The 20047-nt window shown below is 74.6% G+C and carries 16 protein-coding genes; 12 read left to right on the top strand and 4 right to left on the bottom strand.

The genetic code is table 11. From position 1 onward, the window contains the following. Positions 1–2: 2 nt before the first annotated feature. Genes FA582_RS04330 through FA582_RS04345 form a run of 4 tightly spaced genes read right to left on the bottom strand, consistent with a single transcriptional unit; the run spans position 3 to position 4391 of the window. Positions 3–1295: a lanthionine synthetase LanC family protein gene (locus tag FA582_RS04330; RefSeq protein WP_010148853.1), complete on the bottom strand. Its 1293-nt coding sequence runs from the start codon at positions 1293–1295 to the stop codon at positions 3–5. Then, the gene (locus FA582_RS04335) at positions 1292–2179 is read right to left on the bottom strand and encodes a T3SS effector HopA1 family protein (RefSeq protein ID WP_010148852.1); all 888 of its coding nucleotides are present in this window, start codon (positions 2177–2179) and stop codon (positions 1292–1294) included. The genes FA582_RS04330 and FA582_RS04335 overlap by 4 nt, the downstream gene beginning before the upstream one ends. Next, complete coding sequence (locus FA582_RS04340) at positions 2176–3069, bottom strand: phosphotransferase family protein (RefSeq protein ID WP_029541655.1); 894 nt, start codon at positions 3067–3069, stop codon at positions 2176–2178. The genes FA582_RS04335 and FA582_RS04340 overlap by 4 nt, the downstream gene beginning before the upstream one ends. Beyond that, entirely contained in the window at positions 3069–4391 is a 1323-nt protein-coding gene (locus FA582_RS04345; RefSeq protein WP_010148850.1) for a chymotrypsin family serine protease, read from the bottom strand. The genes FA582_RS04340 and FA582_RS04345 overlap by 1 nt, the downstream gene beginning before the upstream one ends. 174 nt (positions 4392–4565) lie before the next feature. Here FA582_RS04345 and FA582_RS16610 point away from each other — a divergent pair, with 174 nt between their 5' ends. From FA582_RS16610 to FA582_RS04405, 12 genes are all read left to right on the top strand, one after another. Continuing rightward, on the top strand, positions 4566–6317 hold the full coding sequence (locus tag FA582_RS16610; protein WP_147899744.1) for a S8/S53 family peptidase: 1752 nt from the start codon (positions 4566–4568) through the stop codon (positions 6315–6317). Then, complete coding sequence (locus FA582_RS04355) at positions 6311–6919, top strand: RNA polymerase sigma factor (protein ID WP_010148846.1); 609 nt, start codon at positions 6311–6313, stop codon at positions 6917–6919. Before FA582_RS16610 ends, FA582_RS04355 begins: the two co-directional genes overlap by 7 nt. Further along, a complete protein-coding gene (locus FA582_RS04360) occupies positions 6916–7425 on the top strand; it encodes a hypothetical protein (protein WP_141567722.1) in 510 nt (169 codons plus the stop codon). The genes FA582_RS04355 and FA582_RS04360 overlap by 4 nt, the downstream gene beginning before the upstream one ends. A 7-nt stretch (positions 7426–7432) precedes the next feature. Then, complete coding sequence (locus tag FA582_RS04365; protein WP_010148843.1) at positions 7433–10006, top strand: CHAT domain-containing protein; 2574 nt, start codon at positions 7433–7435, stop codon at positions 10004–10006. 19 nt (positions 10007–10025) lie between these two features. Further along, positions 10026–11075 carry a rod shape-determining protein gene (mreB, locus tag FA582_RS04370; RefSeq protein WP_010148842.1) on the top strand — a complete coding sequence of 350 codons (1050 nt, stop codon included), beginning with the start codon at positions 10026–10028 and terminating at the stop codon, positions 11073–11075. 5 nt (positions 11076–11080) lie between these two features. Next, positions 11081–11881, top strand: a complete 801-nt coding sequence (mreC, locus tag FA582_RS04375; protein ID WP_010148841.1) for a rod shape-determining protein MreC — start codon at positions 11081–11083, stop codon at positions 11879–11881. Further along, on the top strand, positions 11878–12285 hold the full coding sequence (locus FA582_RS04380; protein WP_147899745.1) for a hypothetical protein: 408 nt from the start codon (positions 11878–11880) through the stop codon (positions 12283–12285). Before mreC ends, FA582_RS04380 begins: the two co-directional genes overlap by 4 nt. Positions 12286–12334: 49 nt before the next feature. Next, complete coding sequence (gene mrdA / locus FA582_RS04385; protein ID WP_010148839.1) at positions 12335–14425, top strand: penicillin-binding protein 2; 2091 nt, start codon at positions 12335–12337, stop codon at positions 14423–14425. Continuing rightward, positions 14422–14925, top strand: a complete 504-nt coding sequence (locus FA582_RS04390; RefSeq protein ID WP_010148838.1) for a GNAT family N-acetyltransferase — start codon at positions 14422–14424, stop codon at positions 14923–14925. The genes mrdA and FA582_RS04390 overlap by 4 nt, the downstream gene beginning before the upstream one ends. A gap of 44 nt (positions 14926–14969) precedes the next feature. Continuing rightward, complete coding sequence (gene ppc / locus FA582_RS04395) at positions 14970–17753, top strand: phosphoenolpyruvate carboxylase (protein WP_010148837.1); 2784 nt, start codon at positions 14970–14972, stop codon at positions 17751–17753. An 89-nt stretch (positions 17754–17842) separates the two neighbouring features. Continuing rightward, the gene (locus FA582_RS04400; protein WP_147899746.1) at positions 17843–18679 is read left to right on the top strand and encodes an Fpg/Nei family DNA glycosylase; all 837 of its coding nucleotides are present in this window, start codon (positions 17843–17845) and stop codon (positions 18677–18679) included. Between the two features lie 280 nt (positions 18680–18959). Then, positions 18960–19922 carry a DUF559 domain-containing protein gene (locus tag FA582_RS04405; RefSeq protein WP_010148835.1) on the top strand — a complete coding sequence of 321 codons (963 nt, stop codon included), beginning with the start codon at positions 18960–18962 and terminating at the stop codon, positions 19920–19922. Positions 19923–20047 lie beyond the last annotated feature (125 nt).

Here is a 20047-nt window from a genome sequence, read left to right on the forward strand (position 1 = left end):
CGTCACCGACCGCGATCTGCCGGGAGGGGCGCGCCGATGCCGGGCACCCCGAAGAGTGTCGGAGCGGGGAGACCGAGATCCGGGCGGGCGAGCCGGGCGAGGACCAGCGCCGTCCCCGCGAGCCCCTGGAAGAGGCCGTAGCCGCCGCGGGTCCGCTGGCCGGTCGGCCAGAGGTGCACGTCGTCCCCGAGGACCTCGGCGACTGCCAGGGCCGCGGCCCCGGCGACCTCGAGCTGCTCGGTGGCCCCCCAGGCGTCGGTGGCGGAGGCGAGGACGTCCAACGGTCCGCCGAGGCCGTGGCAGAGCGTCAGCCCGGCATCACCGGGGTCGACCCGAGCCGACGCCGGGCCGGAGGTCTCCAGCTGCCGCCGGGCTGCCGCGGCCGCCTGCTCCACCTGCTCCCGGCAGAGCAGCACACCTGCCTCGGCCTCGCTGCGCAGCGCCGTCGCCGGCACCCCCAGGTCCACGCCCGCGTCGGCGAGCCGGGCCAGCTCCAGGCGCGCGGCGGCGACCCCGGCCGTGCCGTGGCACCACATCACCGGGTGGGTCGGTGACTCCTCGCGCAGGTCGGGCCAGCCGAGCACCCGGTCGGACCAGCCGCTCTCCCACCACCACGCCCGCCGGAGCCGCTCGCGGACGGCGTCCACGAGGGGTCCGCGCGGGTCGGTCGCCAGCCAGTGACCCAGCGCGAGCAGGACCCCGCTGCTGCCGTGCGCCAGACCGGTGAGCGGGCGGGCGGGCTCGCCGCCGGGGTCCGGCGGGCCGGGGTAGGCCCACCCCTCGCCCTCCGGACGTCCGCAGTCGAGCAGGGCGCGGACGATCGGCGTGGTCATCTCCGCAGGCGACGCGAGGGTGAGCGCCGCGAGCAGTAGACCGGACAGTCCGTCCAGATGGTCGCTCGACCCGGCGAGCCGGGCGGGGGAGGGCAACGGCCCCCCTGCACCGGTCACGGCGGCGCGCGCCACCGTGATCCCGGCCTGCCCGTCCAGCAGCCCGGACGGGTCCTCCGGGCGGGTCAGGTCCGAGGGCATCGCCGCCCTCGCGAGCTGCTCGACCTCTCCAGGACGGTCGTGCAGCGGCGCCAGCAGGTGCAGCGCCCAGGCGATGCCGGCGGCGCCGTCGTAGACCTCCGCCCCACCGACGTGCAGGACCGGCGTGGTCTCCGCACCGCTGCGCGACCACGTCGCCCACCCGACCCGGTCCGCGTCGCGCAGCGCCGCGTCGGCCACGGCGCGGGTCGCCGCCCGGGCGAGCTCCTCGAGGCCGACCACGGTGCGGTCCGGTGCGGTGCTCATACCGACCCCCGACGCAGGTGCGGCCGGAGGTCGTCGATCCCGGCCGCGATGAGGCCGCGACGACCCGCCAGCACCGCGTCCTGCGCCTGCCCGTCCCGCAGCCACGCGGCATACCCGTCGGCGAGCGCGGCACACCGGTTCTCCCCGAAGCTCGCGCCGTCACCGTCGTCCTGCGCCCAAGAGAGGCCGGGGCTCACCGCGGCGGTGAGCGGCGGCCGCTGCGGATCGAGGAGTCCGTCGGTGGCGGAGGCCAGGGCCTCCAGGGCCGCGCCGGCCTCCTCGTCGGGCAGGTAGACGACAATCCGGTCCGGACGGGTCAGCGTGTCGGGGTCCAGCGCGCACTTGAGCAGCCAGGGTCCGGGCCGCGCGGCGAGGGCCTCGACGGCGCGGCCGACGGCGCGCCCGAGGCTGTCCAGCCGCGCGCAGAGGTAGATGCGGGTGAGTGGCTCCGGGGGGACCGGGTGCACCCAGGTGAGCGACCACGTGCGCCACCACCTCTCCGCGCGCACCGGACCACCGACGGGGGGTATGAGGATCTCGTCCCCCGCCCGGGGCGGCAGGGAGGTCCGCGGGTCGCCGGGGCGACGGGTCCACCGGCCCGGGAGGACGGCGTGGTGCCGGCCGTCCGCGTCCCGGACGACAAGCCCGCCCGCCGGGTCCACCCGCCGGACCGTGGCCGCCGACCAGCCGCCGACGGTCAGCGCCCGGGCGTCGAGCAGTCCGGCCAGCGGGGGGCCGACGGGAGTGGGCCGCTCGGTGACGGGCGCGGCATACCAGAGGGAGTAGAGCCGGGCGGCGAGCTCGGCCGGGGCGCTGCGGACGCTCGCCGGTCCGCTCCGGGCGACCTCGGCCGCCTCGGCGAGGGCGCGGGCCACGGTGCTCATGAGGCCAGCACCTGCTGGACCCGGCCCCAGGACACGAGGTCGCTCAGGGCGCTGCGGGTGTCGGACATGAGGTCGTGCGCGAGCCGGAGACCGGGGTGGTCCATGCCGGGGCCGGATCCGGCCGCGTAGGCGTCGAGGAAGCCGTGCCGGGCCGCCTCGTCGTCGGCGAGGCTCAGGCAGTCGTCCATGACCCGCAGCGCGCAGACGACATCCCAGGACGGGTCTCCCAGGCCGCCGTCCTCGAGGTCGATCAACCGGGTCGTGGCGGTCTGGCCGCGCCCGGTCACCAGCACGTTGGCCGCCGACAGGTCGCCGTGGATCCAGTGGCTGCGCCGCCACTGCCGGCCGGCCCGCCGCACCGTGCACGCCTCCTCGGTGCTGCCCTCCAGGACCCGCGCGGCCAGGTCCGCCGCGAGCGTCCCGTCGGGAGCGCTGAGGACGCTCGCCGGCGCTTCTCCCGTGATCGGCCACGGGCGGGTCGCCTCAGGGACGGCGCCCACCGGTCGGGGATGCCGGTGCAGCGCGGCGAGGGTGGTGCCGAGCGCACGGGCCACCGGCACCGGGTCGTGGGGAAGGGCGTCGTGCAGCGGTATGCCCGGGATCGGCGCGGTCCAGACCGCGTCGTCGTCGGCGTGCAGCAGCCGCGGGACGGGTGCGCCGAGCAGCCCCCGCAGGACCGCCGCCTCCCGAGCGGCGGTCTCCAGTCCGTCCGTGGCCGTCGCTTGCCCCTGCTGCTTGACGTAGGCCACCACGACGCCGTCCACCTCGAGCCGGTGGACGAGGTTGCTGCGCGAGCAGGGCACCAGCGTGACAGCGCCGCCGAGCACGTCGGCGCAGGCGACCACCCCCTGCGTGATCGCCTGCGCCAACAGGCCCGGAGCGCTCCGCATCACACCGACCCGTCCTGCTCCGCCTCGTCGAGCTCCTGGGCGACCTGGTCGAGGGCGGCGTGGTAGCCCGCCCACCAGGACGCGTCGTCCGACTGCTCGTCGACCGGCTCCTCCCATCCCTGCTCGTAGGGCCTCTGCCAGCCGCCGCACACCCGGCTGAGCGTCGGGCAGATGCGGCTGTCCGGCGGCAGACACTGCGGGATGCGGGTCAGCCGCAGCGGCGGGCAGTCGATGTAGGGGCGGGACCGCAGCACCGGTGGGCAGCTCACGAACGGTCTCGTAAGCCTGGTCCCGGGGCACCACGGCTCGGTCCGCGTGGGGCAGAGCACCGTGATCCGCGACCGCAACGTCGGTGGGACGACGAGTCGGGGCGGGTTGAGGGTGACCTGCAGCTCGGAGAGCACCGAGGCGATGGGGTTGGCGAAGGTCAGACTGCCGTCCCGCGCACCGGCGAAGAGCAGACCGACGACCTGACGGCCGGCGTTCATGACCACCGAGCCGGAGTCGCCGCGGTCGGAGAACCGGGCGGTGCCGGCGGCCGGGCGGATCGACACCTGGCGGCGCAGCGTGCGCATCCCGACGCCGTCGCCGTAGTCCAGCGTGACGGTCGCGTCGACCGAGACCACCTCGCCGTGCGTGTGCTCGGTGGTGCGGCCGCGCTTCTGGACCGCCATCCCGGCCACCGCAGGAGTGCTGCCGACGACGCCGCCGATGTCGACGACCTCGTCGGCCCAGACCTCGTCACCGTCCAACCGCACGACCGCGCCGTCGACCTGCTCGGAGATCACTCCACGGGTCAGCGTGCCGACCTGGTCGACCGCCGGGTTGCCGCTGTCGAAGCGGCCCGGCTGCAGGACGGTCTCGCCCGCGGTCCACGAGGTGTCCACGCAGGCGACGTGGAAGTTGGTGAGCAGGCTCACCGCTCCGGTCGTCGTGTCCCGCACGAGGGCCCCGGCGGTGCCGGCGTTCTGGTGGCGGGAGGGGCCGATGCTGATGCCGCCCCGGATGGTCGTGTGCTTGCTCGTGTCGCTCAACGGGTCGCCGGCGTACAGCCCCGGCCCGCCCTGCAGCTCGATAACGAGCTCCTGGACGTCCGTGGGGATGCCGTCCAGCTCGGCCGGCACCTTCTGGCTGCGCGCCACCTTCGAGGGCGCCACCTTCTTCTCGACGTAGACGACGATGCTCATCTCGCCGGTGGGCTTGCCGTCGCTGATCTTCTCGCCGATGTCGACTCCCACCACGCCGTCGAGGGCGAGCAGCTCGTCCTCGACCTGTTCCTTGGTGGGGCGGATCCTCGCCGCGGCTACCGCGTCGTGCTCCATGGCCTACCTCCTGGTCACTCGGGTGCCGGTCGGCACCACGGGGTCTCAGAGGGGCCGGGTCGCCTACAGATACGTCACGATCTGATGTATCTGTGGGCCGGAAGGGTTCTCTCGATGACGTCCGACCCCTAGGCTGGGTCCCGCTAGGGATCGAGCCGCTCCAAGGAGGCCCCGATGCCCCACCGTGATGCCGTCGATCTCGCCCTGCCCTCCTCGCTGCTGCGTCGCCACGACGCACGCGTGCTCGACCCCGCGACCGCCCCCCGCGAGCTGGACCCGCGCACCGGTGACAGCCTGCCCGCGCCGTCCTCAACCGTCTACCTCACCACTCGCCTGCTCGTGGCGGGTCTGCTGGGGCTCTCCGCGGTCGACCGGATCGAGGAGCTGCAACGCGTGCTGCGGGAGGCGGGGTATGCCGTCTCGCTGCGGCCGGACGCCGCCGACGACGCCTTCGGCCGGTGGCTGCTCGTCGCCGTCGAGTCTGGTGCTGACGCGGGCGTCGGCAAGGAGTTCGAGCAGGTGCGCAGCGCACCGATGGACCCCGAGGACCCGGTCACCCGGATCGACCCGGGGCTGCGGGTCGGGGAGGTCGGCATCGAGGAGATCGACGAGGGGTATGCCTCCCGCGTCTACGTCGTGCCCGACGCCGGGGTGCAGGAGCCTGACCCGTGGTCGCTGCTGCTGGCCGCCCGCGCCGCAGGGGTGAAGGGCGTCGACCTCGAGCACCTGGTGCTCCCGGGGGGTGGCGGGCTCTACTGGGGCGGTCAGGGTGGCGGGCTGTACTGGGGCGGTCAGGGTGGCGGGCTGTACTGGGGCGGCCAGGGTGGCGGGCTGTACTGGGGCGGCCAGGGTGGCGGGCTGTACTGGGGCGGCCAGGGCGGCATACCCGGCGTCGCGCCGGACCGGACCCCCGTGCAGCTCGCGCTGCCCGACCCCACACGACCTGCTCGGCTGCGCAGGCACCCGGTCGTCGTCATCCCGGACACCGGCCTCGGCGAGCACCCGTGGTTCACCGGCTCCGACCTCGCCGTGCAGCTGCGCTCGCTGCTCGGGTGGCCGATCCTCCCCGGGGGGCGACCGACCCCGTGGCCGGAGGGCACGGGGGTCGTCGACGAGCTCACCGGTGCCCTGGACCCGCTCTCCGGGCACGGCACCTTCGTCGCCGGCGTGGTCCGTCAGGCGGCTCCCGGTGCCCGCATCGTTGCGCTGCCCGTCCTGGACTCGGCCGGCCTGGCCGCGGAGCAGGACGTCATGCGCACCCTGACGGTGGTGCTCGTGCTGCACCTCATCAGCCAGTCCCAGGGCCGCGAGACCTTCGAGGAGTCGGGTGGGGTGGTCGACGTCCTCAACCTCTCGATGGGGTTCTACCACCAGGACGGCGAGGTGACCCACCACCCGGTGAGGTCTCTGGTGGACCTCTTCGGGCGCGCCGGGGTCGGCGTGGCCGCGGCGGCCGGCAACCAGGCGACCACCACGCCGATGTATCCCGGTGGGTGGGCCGCGCAGGCCGGCACCGACCCGGACCCCACCGGTCCGGTGCCCATGGTCTGCGTCGGGGCCCTCAACCCCGACGGGTGCACGGTCGCGATGTTCAGCAACGCGGGCCCCTGGGTGACCACCCACCGCCCCGGGGTCAACGTCGTCAGCACCCTCCCGGTGACCTTCGACGCCTCGGCGCAGGCGCTCCGCGCCACGGCGTCGCCGTCGACGCCGGACCAGGTCAGGGCCACACCGGACCCGGACAACTTCGCCGGCGGGTTCGGGGTCTGGAGCGGCAGCAGCTTCGCGGTGCCCAGGCTGGCCGGCCAGCTCGCGCACGAGGTGGCAGCAGCGATGGCCGACGGCTACGAGGGCGACGCGGCCAAGGAGATGTGGCGACGGGCCGGGCAGGGACTGGCCCGGCTGCTGGAGGAGGACGAATGCTGACCGACGACGAGACCGAGGTGGAGGCCCACGCGGACCCACCCTCGCTGGGGCAGCAGGCCGGCGCCTGCTTCCACCGCTACCGCGAGGGGCAGGACCAGGCGCTGGGGGAGCTGGTCGACCTGGCCACCCCGTTGCTCTGGCACGTGGCGCGCGCCCACGGCTGCGACCGGGAGAGCGCCGAGGACGTGGTGCAGGACGTCTGGATGCGCCTCGTGGACCGGGCGCACGACATCCGCGAGAGCGAGGCGGTCCTGGGCTGGCTCGTCGTCTCCGTCAAGCGGGAGAGCTGGCGGGCCGCGAGGATGGCCCGGCGCACCAGCCACGACCCCACCGGCACCGTGGATCCTGGTGGGACCGACCCGGGGCCGGAGGCGTTGGCGGTGCTCACCGAACGCCAGCAGCTGCTGTGGGCAACCGTGCAGGAGCTCTCGGAGCGCTGCCGGCAGTTGCTGCGCATCGTCGCCTTCTGCGACCGACCCGACTACGACGAGGTCTCGGCGGCACTCAACATGCCCCGGGGGAGCATCGGCCCGACCCGGGGGCGATGCCTGGACAAGCTGCGACGCTCGCTGGTCGCCGACGAGAGGTGGGTGGGCAGATGACTACGGTGAACGGGCCCGACGGGCCCCAGGGGACGGGTCTGGGGCTGGCCCCGCTGGACGAGGGTGACCTGTCGGTCCTCGCCGAGCTGAGGGAGACCGTGACCCGGCTGGACCCCTGCCCGGCCGGTCTGACCGAGCGCATCGGCTTCGCCCTGACGGTCCGGGCGCTTCAGGCCGAGGTGGCCGAGCTGACCCGTCATCCGGGGGCGCTCACGCGCGGCGACGGCGATGACGAGCCCGACCAGGCGACGACGGTGACCTTCAGCACCGACAGCGTGAGCATCATGGTGACGGTGACGGCCGGTCGCGACGGCACCGCGCGGGTGGACGGGTGGATCACCTGCGAGGCGGACGAGGTCGAGCTCGGCAGGCCGGATGGCGGCTCCGAGCGGGTGGAGGTCCAGGACGGTCGCTTCGTCTTCGGGTCGATCGCCTGCGGTCCGGCCTACCTCGTCGTGCACCCGAGGGGCGAGCGGACCGTCATCACCCCGACCTTCAGCATCTGAGTGGCCCATGCCCCAGGGAACGGACGCCTCCACCACGGTCGGGAGCCTGTTCGCAGCCGGACGCTCGGCCAACGTCGAAGGTCGTCCGGCAGAGGCTGAGCGGCTGCTGCGGCGTGCCCTGCGCACCGTCCGGGCGGAGCGCCCTGACCGGGTCCCCGGGTTCGACTCCGTGGCCGACGGGGAGGCGTCGGCCACCGAGGCGGAGGTGCGCCTCCTGCTCTCGCTGAGCACCTCGCTGGTGCAGCGGCACGGCGTGGCCCGGGCGCTCGAGACGGCCGACCAGGCCCTCGGGCTGGCGGCCAGCGACGGGTTGCGGCCCGAGGTGCGCGCCGACCTGCTGGCCAAGTGCCGGCTCCAGCTGGCGATGATCCACGGACGCACCGGTCACGCCGACACCGCGCTCGCGCACCTGGACGAGGCGATGGTCTCCTTCGACCAGCTCGACCCGGTGGACCGCTTCAACCTGCTGCTGTCCCGGGGAGCGGTCCGGACCGACGGCCCGGACCCCGCGCAGGCCGAGGTCGACTTCGCCGAGGCGGCGCGGATCGCGCACGACCACCACCTCGCCGTCCAGGAGTTCATGGCCCGGCACAACCTGGCGCAGACCGTCGCGGTGTCCGGCGACCTCCCCCGCGCCCTACGGTTGTTCCGGGACATCGAGCGGCTGGGCGGTGGCGCCTCGGTGGCCGTGGCGCTCCACGGCCGGTCCAAGGTCCTGCTCGACGCCGGCCTCGTCGACGAGGCCCGCGAGATGCTCCTGCGGGCGGCAGAGGAGGCCGAGCGCACCGGTCAGCGGTTGATCGCCGGCGAGGTCCAGGGTGACCTCGCCATGGCCGAGCTCGTCGAGGGGCACCATGCCGCCGCGGCGCGCACGGCGATGAAGGCCCGCCGCTCCCTGCAACGTCGGGCCCCCGGGTTGCGCCGCCGCGCGGAGCTGGTGCTGCTCGACGCCCGTCGCCGGCAGGGAGGTCGGCGCGCGGAGGTGGTGGATCGCGGACGAGCTCTCGTCGAGGCCTTCGACGCCGACGGCGACCGCGTCGCCGCGGACCTCGCCCGGCTCGTCGTCGCCGAGACCGAGGTCGACCGCGGTCGGACGGTCGAGGCCGTGCGACTGCTGCGGGCCACCGCCGACCTCACCCATGTGGGCTCGCTCAGCACCCGGTTGCGGGCCCGGGGCGTGCTGGCGTCCGCGGCCCGTGCCGCCGACGACGCCCCGACGGCCCGGCGCCACCTGCGGGCGGCTCTGGTCGACCTCACCGAGACCCTCGGGGGCAGCTCGAGCCTGGAGCTGCGGGCGGCCACCCACGTCTACGCCCAGGACCTCGCCCAGCTCGACCTCGCGGTCGCCCCGGAGACGCCACGGGAGACGCTGCTGGCCGTCGAGCGCTGGCGCGAGGCCGCCAGCCGGTCACCGGCCGTCCGCCCTCCGCAGGATCCCGAGCTGGCACGGCGCACCACCGTGCTGCGCCACCTGCGGCAGCAGGTCCGCGAGGATCTCGACCGCGCCCACCGGCTCCGGGGTCGGGTGCGAGAGCTCGAGCGGTCCGTGGCGGCGCTGTCGTGGTCCGCGCCCGGGCATGGTGGTCGGCGGGGCATGGTGACCCGTGCCGACCTCATCCGATCGATGGGCGAGCTGGCGGCCCGAGACACCTCGCTGCTGTACCTCGTCGAGGCGGGTGACCGACTGCTCGCGGTGGTCGGTCCGGCACGCCGCCTCCGGACCGTCGACCTGGGTCCGGTCGCTCCGGTGGTGGAGCAGTCCCGGGTCCTCGCCGCCGACCTGGAGACCGGGGCACGCGCGTGCGGGGGACCGATGGAGCAGACCCTCCAGCGCTCGCTGCAGCGCTCCGCGCGGGCCTTCGACGACCTGGTCCTGCGCCCGGTGCAGCTCGAGGGTCGGGTGCTCGTCGTGCCTACCCCCAGCCTGGCCTCGGTGCCCTGGGGACTGCTGCCGAGCCGCCGTGGGCAGCCGACGCCGGTGGCCCCCAGCGTGAGCGCCTGGGCCGGGACGGACACCGCCGTCGCCTCGCCTGCGGTCACGGCCCTGGCCGGCCCCGGGCTCGGCCAGGCGCACCAGGAGGTCGAGCGCGTGGCCGAGGTATGGCGGCAGGGTCGAGCTCGCCACGCCACCACCGCCACCGACCTGGCCGAGGCCTTGGCCGACAGCGACGTCGTGCACGTCGCCGCCCACGGGCGCCACCGCGACGACAGCCCGCTCTTCTCCTCGCTGTGGCTCGACGACGGGCCCTACTTCCTGGCCGACCTGGAGCGGCAGAGCACCCGCGCGAGCCATGTTGTCCTGTCCGCCTGCGACTCCGGGCGCTCCCGGCACCGGGGTGGGTCGGCCGCGCTGGGCCTGGCGGCCGGGCTCCTCTGGCTCGGGGTGACGAGCGTCGTCGCCGCACCGTGCCGCATACCCGACGAGGTGGCCGCAGACCACATGCCGCGCTACCACGCGCTGCTGGCGCGGGGGGTGCCCGTCGACGAGGCGCTCAGCGAGGCCGCGGCGCAGGCGCACCCGCTCGCAGGCGCCTTCGTGGCGTGGGGGGCACCGTGGTGCGCCACCCCGACCCGCCGGTGACGCTGCGTACGATGCCGGGGTGAGCACCGCGCGCGTCCCCCGAGGGTCAACCCTGCTCGGACGCGACCTCGCCATCGACCTGGGCACGGCCACCACGCAGGTCCACGTGCAGGGACGCGGGGTCGTGCTGGACGAGCCGACCCTCGTCGCCGTCGACACGGTGACCGGGCGGCTGGTGGCGGCCGGGGCGAGCGCGCACGAGATGCTCGGGCGGACCCCGGAGCGGGTGCTGACGATGCGGCCCCTCTCCGACGGGGTCATCACCGACGCGGAGGTGACCGAGCAGCTGCTGCGGCACTTCATCGAGCGCGTGCGACCGACGCGCCTCGTGCGCCCGCGCACGGTGGTCTGCGTGCCCAGCGGGATCACGGCGGTCGAACGCCGTGCCCTCGAGGACGCCACGATGCGGTGCGGGGCGCGCCGGGTCTACGTCATCGAGGAGGCCATGGCCGCCGCCGTCGGCGCGGGCCTGCCGGTCGAGAGCGCCGCCGCGAGCATGGTGGTCGACCTGGGCGGTGGCACCACGGATGTCGCCGTCATCAGCCTCGGTGGGGTGGTCAACGCGCGCAGCCTGCGGGTCGGTGGCGACGAGGTCGACGAGGCCGTCGCCGAGGGGGTGCGTCAGGCCCACGACCTGCTGCTGGGGGAGCGCTCGGCCGAGCAGATCAAGCACCAGGTGGGCGCGGTGTGGCCGCTCGCGCAGGAGCTCACCACCCGGGTGCGGGGCCGTGACCTGGGGTCCGGGCTGCCCCGCACCATCGAGCTGGGCAGCGAGGAGGTGCGGCGGATGATCGAGCCGGTGACGGCCCAGGTCGTGGAGGTGGTCCGCGCCGTGCTCGACATCTGCCCGCCCGAGCTGTCCGGCGACCTGCTCGACACCGGCGTCACCCTCACCGGCGGCGGTGCCCTGCTGCGCGGCTGGAGCGAACGTCTGCGCCACGAGCTCGGTGTCCCCGTGCGGCTGGCCGAGGACCCGCAGCACGCCGTCATCCGGGGAGCGGGCAGCTGCGTGGAGGACATGGGTGCGCTGCGGCAGGTCCTCACCCGTCAGCGCTCGCTCCAGGGGTGAGCGGTATGCCTCGACGCACGACCCTGACCGCCCTGGCCCTCGTGGGCCTGACCGCCGCGGCGCTCGTCCTCGACCTCGCGCGACCCGGGGCCGCCGACCCGGTCCGGGCGGCTGTCGCCGCGACCCTGGCGCCGGTGCAGGAGGTCCTCGCGGGCTGGGACGACGGCGAGGTCGCCGAGCTCAGTGCCGAGCGCAACGCGCTGGCCGCCGAGGTCGACCGGCTGCGGGCACGGGAGACCGATGCCGCCGAGCTGGGTGCCCTGGCCCGGTCGAGCACCACGGCCGCGGTGGACCGGACCCTGCTGCCGGCCCGGGTCGTGGCCTTCGCCCCGGGCAGCTCACCGGTCGGTGGGCGCACCGTGACGATCGACGTGGGCAGCGAGGACGGTGTGCTGCCCGACCAGACCGTCGTGGCCGTCGACGGGCTGGTCGGTCGGGTGCTGCGGGTGGCGCCGAGCAGCGCCGACGTCCTCCTCCTCGGCGATCCGCAGGTGGTGGTCGGCGTCCGCTTCGGCGAGGACGGCGCGCTCGGGGACGTGCAGGCCGACCCCGCTCCCGGGGTGCCCGCCCGCGGTCACGGCCAGCTCACCCTCACGGCGCTGGGCGACAGCGAGATCGAGGTGGGTGCGCAGGTGCGCACCCTGGGCAGCCCGGACGACATCCCCTACGCCGCCGGCCTACCCCTCGGTGAGGTCGTCGCGGTCGACCCCGACCGCGGTCAGCTGGGCCGGACCGCTGTCGTCGAGCCCTTCGTCGACACCGACACCCTCGACCTCGTCGCCGTCGTGCTGAGGGACGACCGGTGATCCGCCTGCTCGGTCCGCTCGTGCGGATCCTGCTCCTCCTGGCCGCCGCCCTCCTGCCGAGCGCCTGGCCCGCCGGCCTCGCCCGACCCGATCTCGTGCTGCTCGTCGTGGCGGGCGTGGCCCTCCTGCACCCCCCGCAGGTCGGCCTGCTCGTCGGTCTGGCCGGTGGCTGGTTCGTCGACCTCGTGCCCCCCGGGGCCGCGCCGCTGGGGGGCGGCGCCCTGGCCTACGCGGCGGTGGGCCTGGGGCTGGGGGCCGTCCGGCAGGCGCTCGTGCTCTCCCGGTGCTCCCGTGGGTCGCGACGGCGGTCGGGGCGGCCCTCGTCCTCGGCGTGCGCGGCATCAGCGCCGCCGCCGGCGCCGGCCGGGCGCTCCCGGGCGAGCTGGCCTGGACGCTCGTCGTGACGATGCTCGTCGCCGTGCTCGTGCTGCCCCTCGTCACCGGCCTGGAGCGATGGATGAGCCGGCGGGGGTGGGCATGACGTCCGGATCGGCCCCCGGCCGCCTGCGGTCGGCGACCCGCGTCCCGCGGCCCTCGCTCACCCCTCGCCGGGTGCGCCGGCGGCGCGCGACGGGTGCGCTCTGGGCCGTGGTCGTCGCCGTCCTCGTGCTCGGCGGGCTGCTCGTCGGACGGCTGGGGCAGATGCAGCTCGGGCAGCACGAGGAGCTCGCCGTCGAGGCGGCCGGCACGAGCACCCGCGAGATCGTCACGCCCGCGCTGCGGGGTCGCGTGCTCGCGGCCGACGGCACGCCCGTCGTCGCCAACACCTCGAGCTCGGTGGTGACCGTGGACCCCCAGGTGCTGCTGGAGTCCGACGACGGGGGGCGCGCGCTCGTCGCCTCGGTCGCCGACGCGCTCCGGCTGCCGCAGGAGCGCCTCTGGGGGCGGACCCAGCTGTGCGGGACGCCGGACGCGCCCCCGGTGCCGTTCTGCTTCTCCGGATCCCCCTACCTCCCGCTCCCCCTGGTCTACGACGTCGACCCGGTGGACGCGCTCGCCCTCGTCGAACGTCCGGAGGACTTCCCCGGGATCGAGGTGCAGAGCCTGCCGGTCCGGGCCTACCCGGCGCCGGAGGGGGTCAACGCCGCCCACCTGGTGGGCTACCTCGGACGACCGACGCAGGAGGAGGTCGAGGCCTCCGACGGAGAGCTCGACGCGCAGGCCTGGCTGGGGCGAGCGGGGCTGGAGGCGGTCTACGACACGGGGCTGCGCGGCATACCGGGCCGCACGACGGTCGGCGTCGACCCCCGTGGCGTGGTCACCGGCACCCTCGAGACCACCGACCCCGTGCAGGGGGCCGACCTGCGCACCCACCTGGACGTCCGCGTGCAGGCCGCCAGCGAGCGGGCGCTCGTGGAGGCGATCCGGGCCGCGCGTCGGGCGGGGTCGCCGGCGACCAGCGGCGCGGCGGTCGTCCTTCGCCCGGACACCGGGGCGGTGCTGGCGGCGGCGAGCTTCCCGACCTACGACCCCGACCTCTGGACCCGAGGGGTGAGCGCGGGGGAGTATGCCCGGCTGCTGGACCCGGACCGCGGGGCGCCGCTGGTCAACCGGGTGGTGGGCGAGACCTACCCGCCCGCCTCGACGTTCAAGGTGGTCACCCTGCCGGCCGCGCTCCAGACGGGGATCGACCCCGAGGGCGAGTACGCCTGCCCCGGCGCGGTCTCCATCGCCGGCCAGCGGTTCACCAACTACGAGTCCGAGGCCTACGGCGAGATCGACCTGCGCCGGATCCTCGAGGTGTCCTGCGACACGACCTTCTACCGCTGGGCCTACGACCACTGGCGGGACCTGGAGTCGACCGGTGAGGACGCCGACGCGCGCGACCGCTTCCTGGCGGTCGCCCGGGGCTTCGGGCTCGGGCAGCGCACCGGGGTGGACATCCCCGGCGAGGAGGCGGGCACGCTGCCCTCGCGGGAGTGGAAGCAGGACTACTGGGAGAGCACCCGCGAGGACGTCTGCCGCCGCGCCGAGGAGGGCTACCCGGAGGTCGAGGACCGGGAGCGGCGGGACTTCCTCGAGCAGCTGGCCCAGGAGAACTGCGTCGACGGTGCGCGCTGGCGTCCCGGTGACGCCGTGAACTTCTCCATCGGGCAGGGCGACGTCGCGACGACGCCGCTGCAGATGGCCGTGGTGTATGCCGCCGTCGCCAACGGTGGTCGCCTGGTCACCCCCCAGATCGCGGACGCGCTGGTCCGGTCCGACGGCACCGTCGTCGAGGACCTGACCGAGCCGGACCAGGGGCGGATCTCCCTCGAGGACGAGACCTGGCAGATCGTGCGGGAGGGGCTCGAGGGGGTCATCACCGACGGCACCGGCGCGGCGGCCTTCGCCGGGTGGCCGCAGGACTACCCGATCGCCGGCAAGACCGGCTCGGCGGAGTCCTTCGGTCGGCAGGCCACGTCGTGGTTCGCCTCCTACGGCCCCGTCGAGGAGCCGGCCTACGTCGTCCTCGTCGTCGTCGAGGAGGGCGGGATCGGGTCGGAGACCGCCGCACCGGCCGTGCGACAGATCTGGGAGACGCTGCGCGAGGTGCAGCCGTGATCAGGGACGCCACCCCCGAGGACGCCGCGGCATGCGCGGCGATCTACGCGCCCTACGTCCGCGAGACCGCCGTGACCTTCGAGACCGAGCCGCCGGACGCCGCCGAGCTGGCGGCCCGCATCGCCGCTGCACAGCGCGAGCACGCCTGGCTCGTCGCCGAGCGCGACGGCGCGCTCCTGGGGTATGCCTACGCCGGGTCCTTCCGCGGGCGCCGGGCCTACTCCCGCACCGCCGAGACGAGCGTCTACCTCGCTCCGCTGGCCACCGGTCAGGGCGTCGGGCGGGCGCTCTACACGGCCCTGCTCGATCGGCTGCGCGACCTCGGCTACGGCACCGCCGTGGCGGGGATGACCCCGCCGAACCCGGGCAGCGCGGCGCTGCACCGCTCGGTGGGCTTCACCCAGGTCGGCGCCTTCACCCGGGTGGGCCGCAAGTTCGGGCGCTGGCACGGGTGCGACTGGTGGGAGATGGCCCTGCGCGAGGACGTCCGCGAGCCCTAGCGTGGGTTGGGAGGCGGCACCCAGGTTGCCGTAGGGTCGAGCACGTGAGCGAGCCGATCTCCACCGACCCGATCAGCCCCGAGCTGCGCGCCGACGTGCGCCGCGTCTCCACCCTTCTCGGGCAGTCCCTCGTCCGCCACCACGGGCCGGGTCTGCTCGAGGCCGTCGAGCAGGTGCGGCTGGCCACGAAGGCGAGCAAGGAGGGCGACGAGGACGGGGCCGCGCAGGTGCGCCAGGTCCTCGCCGAGCTACCGCTGGACCAGGCGACGGACCTCGTGCGTGCCTTCTCGGCATACTTCCACCTGGCCAATGCCGCCGAGCAGGTCCACCGGGTGCGCACCCACGCGGCGCGCCCGGAGCAGGAGGGCTGGCTCACCTCGGCCGTGCGCGACATCGTCGAGGCCGGCGGGGTCGAGCTGCTGGCCGGGAGCGTCGCCGAGCTCGACGTGCGCCCGGTCTTCACCGCGCACCCCACCGAGGCGTCCCGGCGCAGCGTCCTCACCAAGATCCGTCACCTGTCGGACCTGCTGGCTAGGCCGACCGAGCCGGACACGCTCGCCCGTCGGCGCCAGGACCGCGACCTCGGCGAGCTGGTGGACCTCATCTGGCAGACCGATGAGCTGCGGCAGAACCGTCCGACGCCGCTGGACGAGGCGCGCAACGCGATGTACTACCTCGACGAGGTGCTCACCACGACGATGCCCGCCCTGCTCGGGCACCTGGCCGACCTGCTGGCCGAGCACGAGGTGAGCGTGGACGCCACGCGGACCCCGGTGCGTTTCGGCAGCTGGATCGGCGGCGACCGCGACGGCAACCCCTACGTCACCCCCGCCGTGACGCGGGAGGTGCTGCGGCTGCAGGGCACCCACGCCATCGGCGTCGCGCTGACCCTCGTCGACGTCCTCATCTCCCAGCTCTCCTCCTCGACCGTCGTCGTCGACGTGGAGGAGGAGCTCATGGAGTCGCTGCGCGAGGACCTCGCGCACCTGCCCGGCCTCGACAAGCGGGTGCTGGAGCTCAACGCGCAGGAGCCCTACCGGCTCAAGCTCACCTGCGTGCGGGCCAAGCTGCTCAACACCCGCCGGCGCTTCGACGCCGGAACGGCGCACGAGCCGGGCCGCGACTACGCCTCGGTGGGGGAGATCCTCGCCGACCTGCAGGTCGTGGGTGACTCGCTGCGCCGCAACGGCGGCGGCCTCGTCGCCGACGGCCGGCTGGCCCACGCGACCCAGACGATCGCCTCCACCGGGCTGCACCTGGCGACCCTGGACGTGCGCGAGCACTCCGAGAAGCACCACGAGGCACTGGCGCCGATGCTCGACGCGGCCGGCGTCGCGGGTGAGCAGGGGTATGCCTCGCTCGACCGGCCCGCGCGCCTGCGCCTGCTCGGCGAGGAGCTGGCGTCGCGGCGGCCACTGCTCACCCGGGCCGCGCCGCGGGAGCAGACGCTGGCCGTCTTCGACGAGATCCGGGAGGCCGTCGCGACCTACGGCGAGGAGGTCGTCGAGACCTACATCATCTCGATGACTCAGGGCCCCGACGACGTGCTCGCCGCGGCCGTGCTGGCGCGCGAGGCGGGCTTGGTCGACCTGCACGGCGACCCCGGTGGCGAGGGAGCCTTCGCGCGCATCGGCTTCGCCCCCCTGCTGGAGACCATCGACGAGCTGCGGGGCGCCGCCGAGCTCGTGGACGCGATGCTGTCCACCCCTGCCTACCGCGACCTGGTGCGCCTGCGCGGTGACGTGCAGGAGGTCATGCTCGGCTACTCCGACTCCAACAAGCAGGCCGGCGTGCTCACCAGCCAGTGGGGCATCCACCAGGCCCAGCGCGCGCTGCGCGACGTCGCGGCGCGGCACGGGGTGCGGCTGCGGCTCTTCCACGGCCGGGGCGGCTCGGTGGGGCGCGGTGGCGGTCCGACCTACGACGCCATCCTGGCGCAGCCCAACGGGGTGCTCGAGGGGGAGATCAAGTTCACCGAGCAGGGTGAGGTCATCTCCGACAAGTACTCGCTGCCCGCCCTGGCGCAGGAGAACCTCGAGCTGTCGCTGGCGGCCGTGCTGCGGGCCTCCGCCCTGCACCGCGACCCGCGCACGACGGCCGAGGAGCGGACCCGTTACGGCGCGGTGATGGACCTCGCCAGCGACGCCGCGTTCACGGCATACCGTGCCCTCATCGACGACGAGGACCTGCCGGCCTACTTCGTCGCGGCGACCCCCGTCGACCAGCTGGGGGCGCTCAACATCGGGTCCCGGCCGAGCAAGCGCCCGGACACCGGCAAGGGGCTCGACGGGCTGCGGGCGATCCCATGGGTCTTCGGCTGGACCCAGACCCGACAGATCATCCCCGGCTGGTTCGGCGTGGGCTCGGGGTTGCGCGCGGCGCGGGAGGCGGGGCACGAGGCGGAGCTCGCCGAGATGCTCGACCACTGGCACTTCTTCCGCTCGGTGATCTCCAACGTCGAGATGACGGTCGCCAAGACCGACCTGTCGATCGCCGCGCACTACGTCGACACGCTCGTCCCCGCCGAGCTGCGGCACATCTTCGAGACCATCAGGGCCGAGTTCGAGCTGACCGTGACCGAGCTCAAGGCGCTCACCGGGGAGGAGCACCTCCTCGACGACCAGCCGGTGCTCAAGCGCACCCTGGCCGTGCGCGACAACTACCTCGACCCGATCTCCTACCTCCAGGTCGAGCTGCTGCGTCGGCTCAGGGAGCGAGGGGCGAACGACGGCGCCGACGCCGTCGCCGATGACGAGGTGGACGAGCTGCAGCGCGCCCTGCTCGTGACGGTCAACGGGGTGGCGGCCGGTCTGCGCAACACCGGCTGACCGGGCTGCTGCCGGGGCCAGGTGCGCCGTCGGGGCGCGGGAGGGTGGTCCGGGCGGTGAGCCGCGCCCCGGGGTGAGAGCATCTCTGCATGCCCGAGGGACACACGCTGCACCGCCTCGCCCGGTCCTTGGACGCCGCCTTCGCCGGGACGGTCCCGCAGGTGAGCAGCCCGCAGGGGCGGTTCGCGTCCGAGGCGGCCCGGCTGGACGGGCAGCAGGTGGAGCGGGCGTGGGCGCACGGCAAGCTGCTCTTCGTGGACTTCGCCGGCGACCAGTCGCTCTACGTGCACCTCGGCCTCATCGGCAAGTGGTTCGTCCTGCCGGTGGATCCCCCCGGTGGTGAGCCGCCAGCCACCGGCCAGGTGCGGCTGCGGCTGCTCTCCGACACCCGGGTCGCGGACCTGCGCGGGCCGATGGCCTGCCGCCTCGTCGACGAGGCCGAGGTCGACCGCCTCGTCGCGCGGCAGGGCCCCGACCCCCTGCAGCCGGTGAGCGAGCTCAACGACCCGGACGCGGCATACCGGATGATCTCTCGCTCGGGCAAGAGCGTCGCCGAGCTGCTCATGGACCAGACCGTGCTGGCCGGCGTCGGCAACATCTACCGCTGCGAGGTGCTGTGGCGCCACCGGCTGCACCCGCTCAAGCCGGGCCGCTCGCTCAAGCGGGCCTCCTGGCAGCTCATCTGGGACGACCTCGTGAGCCTCATGCCGCTGGGGGTCCGCACCGGGACGATCATCACCCTCGACGACGTGGCCGAGGACACCCGGGCCAGCCTGGAGCGTGGGGAGACCCCGGACGTGCCGCGCGAGTTCGCCGTCTACAAGCGCACCGGCCAGCCGTGCCTGCGCTGCGGCGCGGCGATCCGGCACAAGGTCGTCGCCGGCCGCAACCTCTTCTGGTGCGGCGGCTGCCAGCGCCGCACCTGAGCGCCCTGACCGCCCCGCCTCCGCCCCCGACTGACCGCCCGCCCCGCCTGAGCAAGCCTGCGTTGCCCGTTCCGGACCTGAGCAAGCTGAGTTCGCACGATGCACCATGGGCATGGTGCAGCGTGCGGACTCAGCTTGCTCATGTTGCCGACGGGAGGGCGCGGCCGCCCGGGATCGAGCCGGTGCGGCGAGGGCCGGGCGTGCCATCGCTGATACCTCGGATCGGGCGACCTGTGGATAACGTCGTCGGCGGCGTCGCCGATCGGCCCACACTGACGGCATGGACTCGCCTGCTCGTCTCCTCATCGCCACCCAGCTCCTCGATGCCCACGGCGGGGTGGTCTCCTCGGAGGCGCTGCTGGGCGCGGGGTTGACCTACAACGACATCCACGCCCTGGGCAAGGCCGAGATCGTGCTGCGGTTGCGGCGCCACGTCCTGGTCGACCGCAGGCGGTGGGAGGCGGCCCCGACCTGGGCGCGGCACGACCTGCGGGCCCGGGCCTTCGCCATCGCCCTGCCGGACCTGGGCTGGCACCCGGGTGACATCGTGCTGAGCTGTCACAGCGCCCTGGCGCTCTACCGCATCGACATCTACGGCACCGATGACCTGGTGCATGCGTCGAGGGTCGAGCACGGACGGGGCCGTCGCAGCGAGGGCGTGTGGGTGCACGCGCCCGTCCCGAGGGCCCAGGTCTCGCGGGTCGACGGGGTGCCCGTCGCGTCGCCGGCGCTCGCGTCCCTGCAGGTCGCGGCCCTGTATGGCGTGGAGCCAGGGCTCGTGGCGGCCGACTCGGCCCTGCGCGACGGCCACTGCACGCGCGAGGAGCTGTCGGCGTGCATCGATCTGACCTGTCTCAAGAACGGCCGGCCCGCAGCCCGCGTGGTCACCGAGCTCGCCGACGGGCGCCGGGAGAGCGCGGGGGAGTCACGCACCGGGTGGGTGCTGCATACCCTCGACGTGCCGCGCGCCATCCCCCAGGTCGTGATCCGGGACCGCGCGGGCGTGTTCGTGGCCCGCGCCGACTTCGGCCTGGAGGGGACGAGAGTCCTCGTGGAGTTCGATGGCCGGTTGAAGTATGAGGATCGCGCCGACCTCATCGCCGAGAAGCGACGCGAGGACCGGCTGCGCGAACTCGGCTACGAGGTCGTCCGGCTCACCTGGGAGGACCTGGCACACCCGCAGCGGGTGCTGGCCAAGATCCGCGCGGCGTTGGCCCGCGACCTGCGACGCCGGGCGAGCTGAGGCCCGATCCGGGCCCGCTGGCCACCTGAAGCGCGCTGGGGGATGCCGATCTGGGCTCGCTGGCCACATGAGCAAGCCGAGTCCGCATGATGCACCAGTGCCATGGTGCAGCGTGCGGACTCAGC

This window comes from Serinicoccus profundi, from assembly GCF_008001015.1.
Lineage (GTDB): Bacteria > Actinomycetota > Actinomycetes > Actinomycetales > Dermatophilaceae > Ornithinicoccus > Ornithinicoccus profundi.

What these genes read in the sequence shown, in the direction of transcription:
- FA582_RS16610 (WP_147899744.1), top strand. Translation starts at nt 4,566, where the DNA reads ATGCCCCACCGTGATGCCGTCGATCTCGCCCTGCCCTCCTCGCTGCTG.
- FA582_RS04340 (WP_029541655.1), bottom strand. Translation starts at nt 3,069, where the DNA reads ATGCGGAGCGCTCCGGGCCTGTTGGCGCAGGCGATCACGCAGGGGGTG.
- mreC (WP_010148841.1), top strand. Translation starts at nt 11,081, where the DNA reads ATGCCTCGACGCACGACCCTGACCGCCCTGGCCCTCGTGGGCCTGACC.
- mrdA (WP_010148839.1), top strand. Translation starts at nt 12,335, where the DNA reads ATGGATGAGCCGGCGGGGGTGGGCATGACGTCCGGATCGGCCCCCGGC.
- FA582_RS04345 (WP_010148850.1), bottom strand. Translation starts at nt 4,391, where the DNA reads ATGGAGCACGACGCGGTAGCCGCGGCGAGGATCCGCCCCACCAAGGAA.
- FA582_RS04355 (WP_010148846.1), top strand. Translation starts at nt 6,311, where the DNA reads ATGCTGACCGACGACGAGACCGAGGTGGAGGCCCACGCGGACCCACCC.
- FA582_RS04360 (WP_141567722.1), top strand. Translation starts at nt 6,916, where the DNA reads ATGACTACGGTGAACGGGCCCGACGGGCCCCAGGGGACGGGTCTGGGG.
- FA582_RS04365 (WP_010148843.1), top strand. Translation starts at nt 7,433, where the DNA reads ATGCCCCAGGGAACGGACGCCTCCACCACGGTCGGGAGCCTGTTCGCA.
- FA582_RS04335 (WP_010148852.1), bottom strand. Translation starts at nt 2,179, where the DNA reads ATGAGCACCGTGGCCCGCGCCCTCGCCGAGGCGGCCGAGGTCGCCCGG.
- FA582_RS04400 (WP_147899746.1), top strand. Translation starts at nt 17,843, where the DNA reads ATGCCCGAGGGACACACGCTGCACCGCCTCGCCCGGTCCTTGGACGCC.
- FA582_RS04405 (WP_010148835.1), top strand. Translation starts at nt 18,960, where the DNA reads ATGGACTCGCCTGCTCGTCTCCTCATCGCCACCCAGCTCCTCGATGCC.
- FA582_RS04330 (WP_010148853.1), bottom strand. Translation starts at nt 1,295, where the DNA reads ATGAGCACCGCACCGGACCGCACCGTGGTCGGCCTCGAGGAGCTCGCC.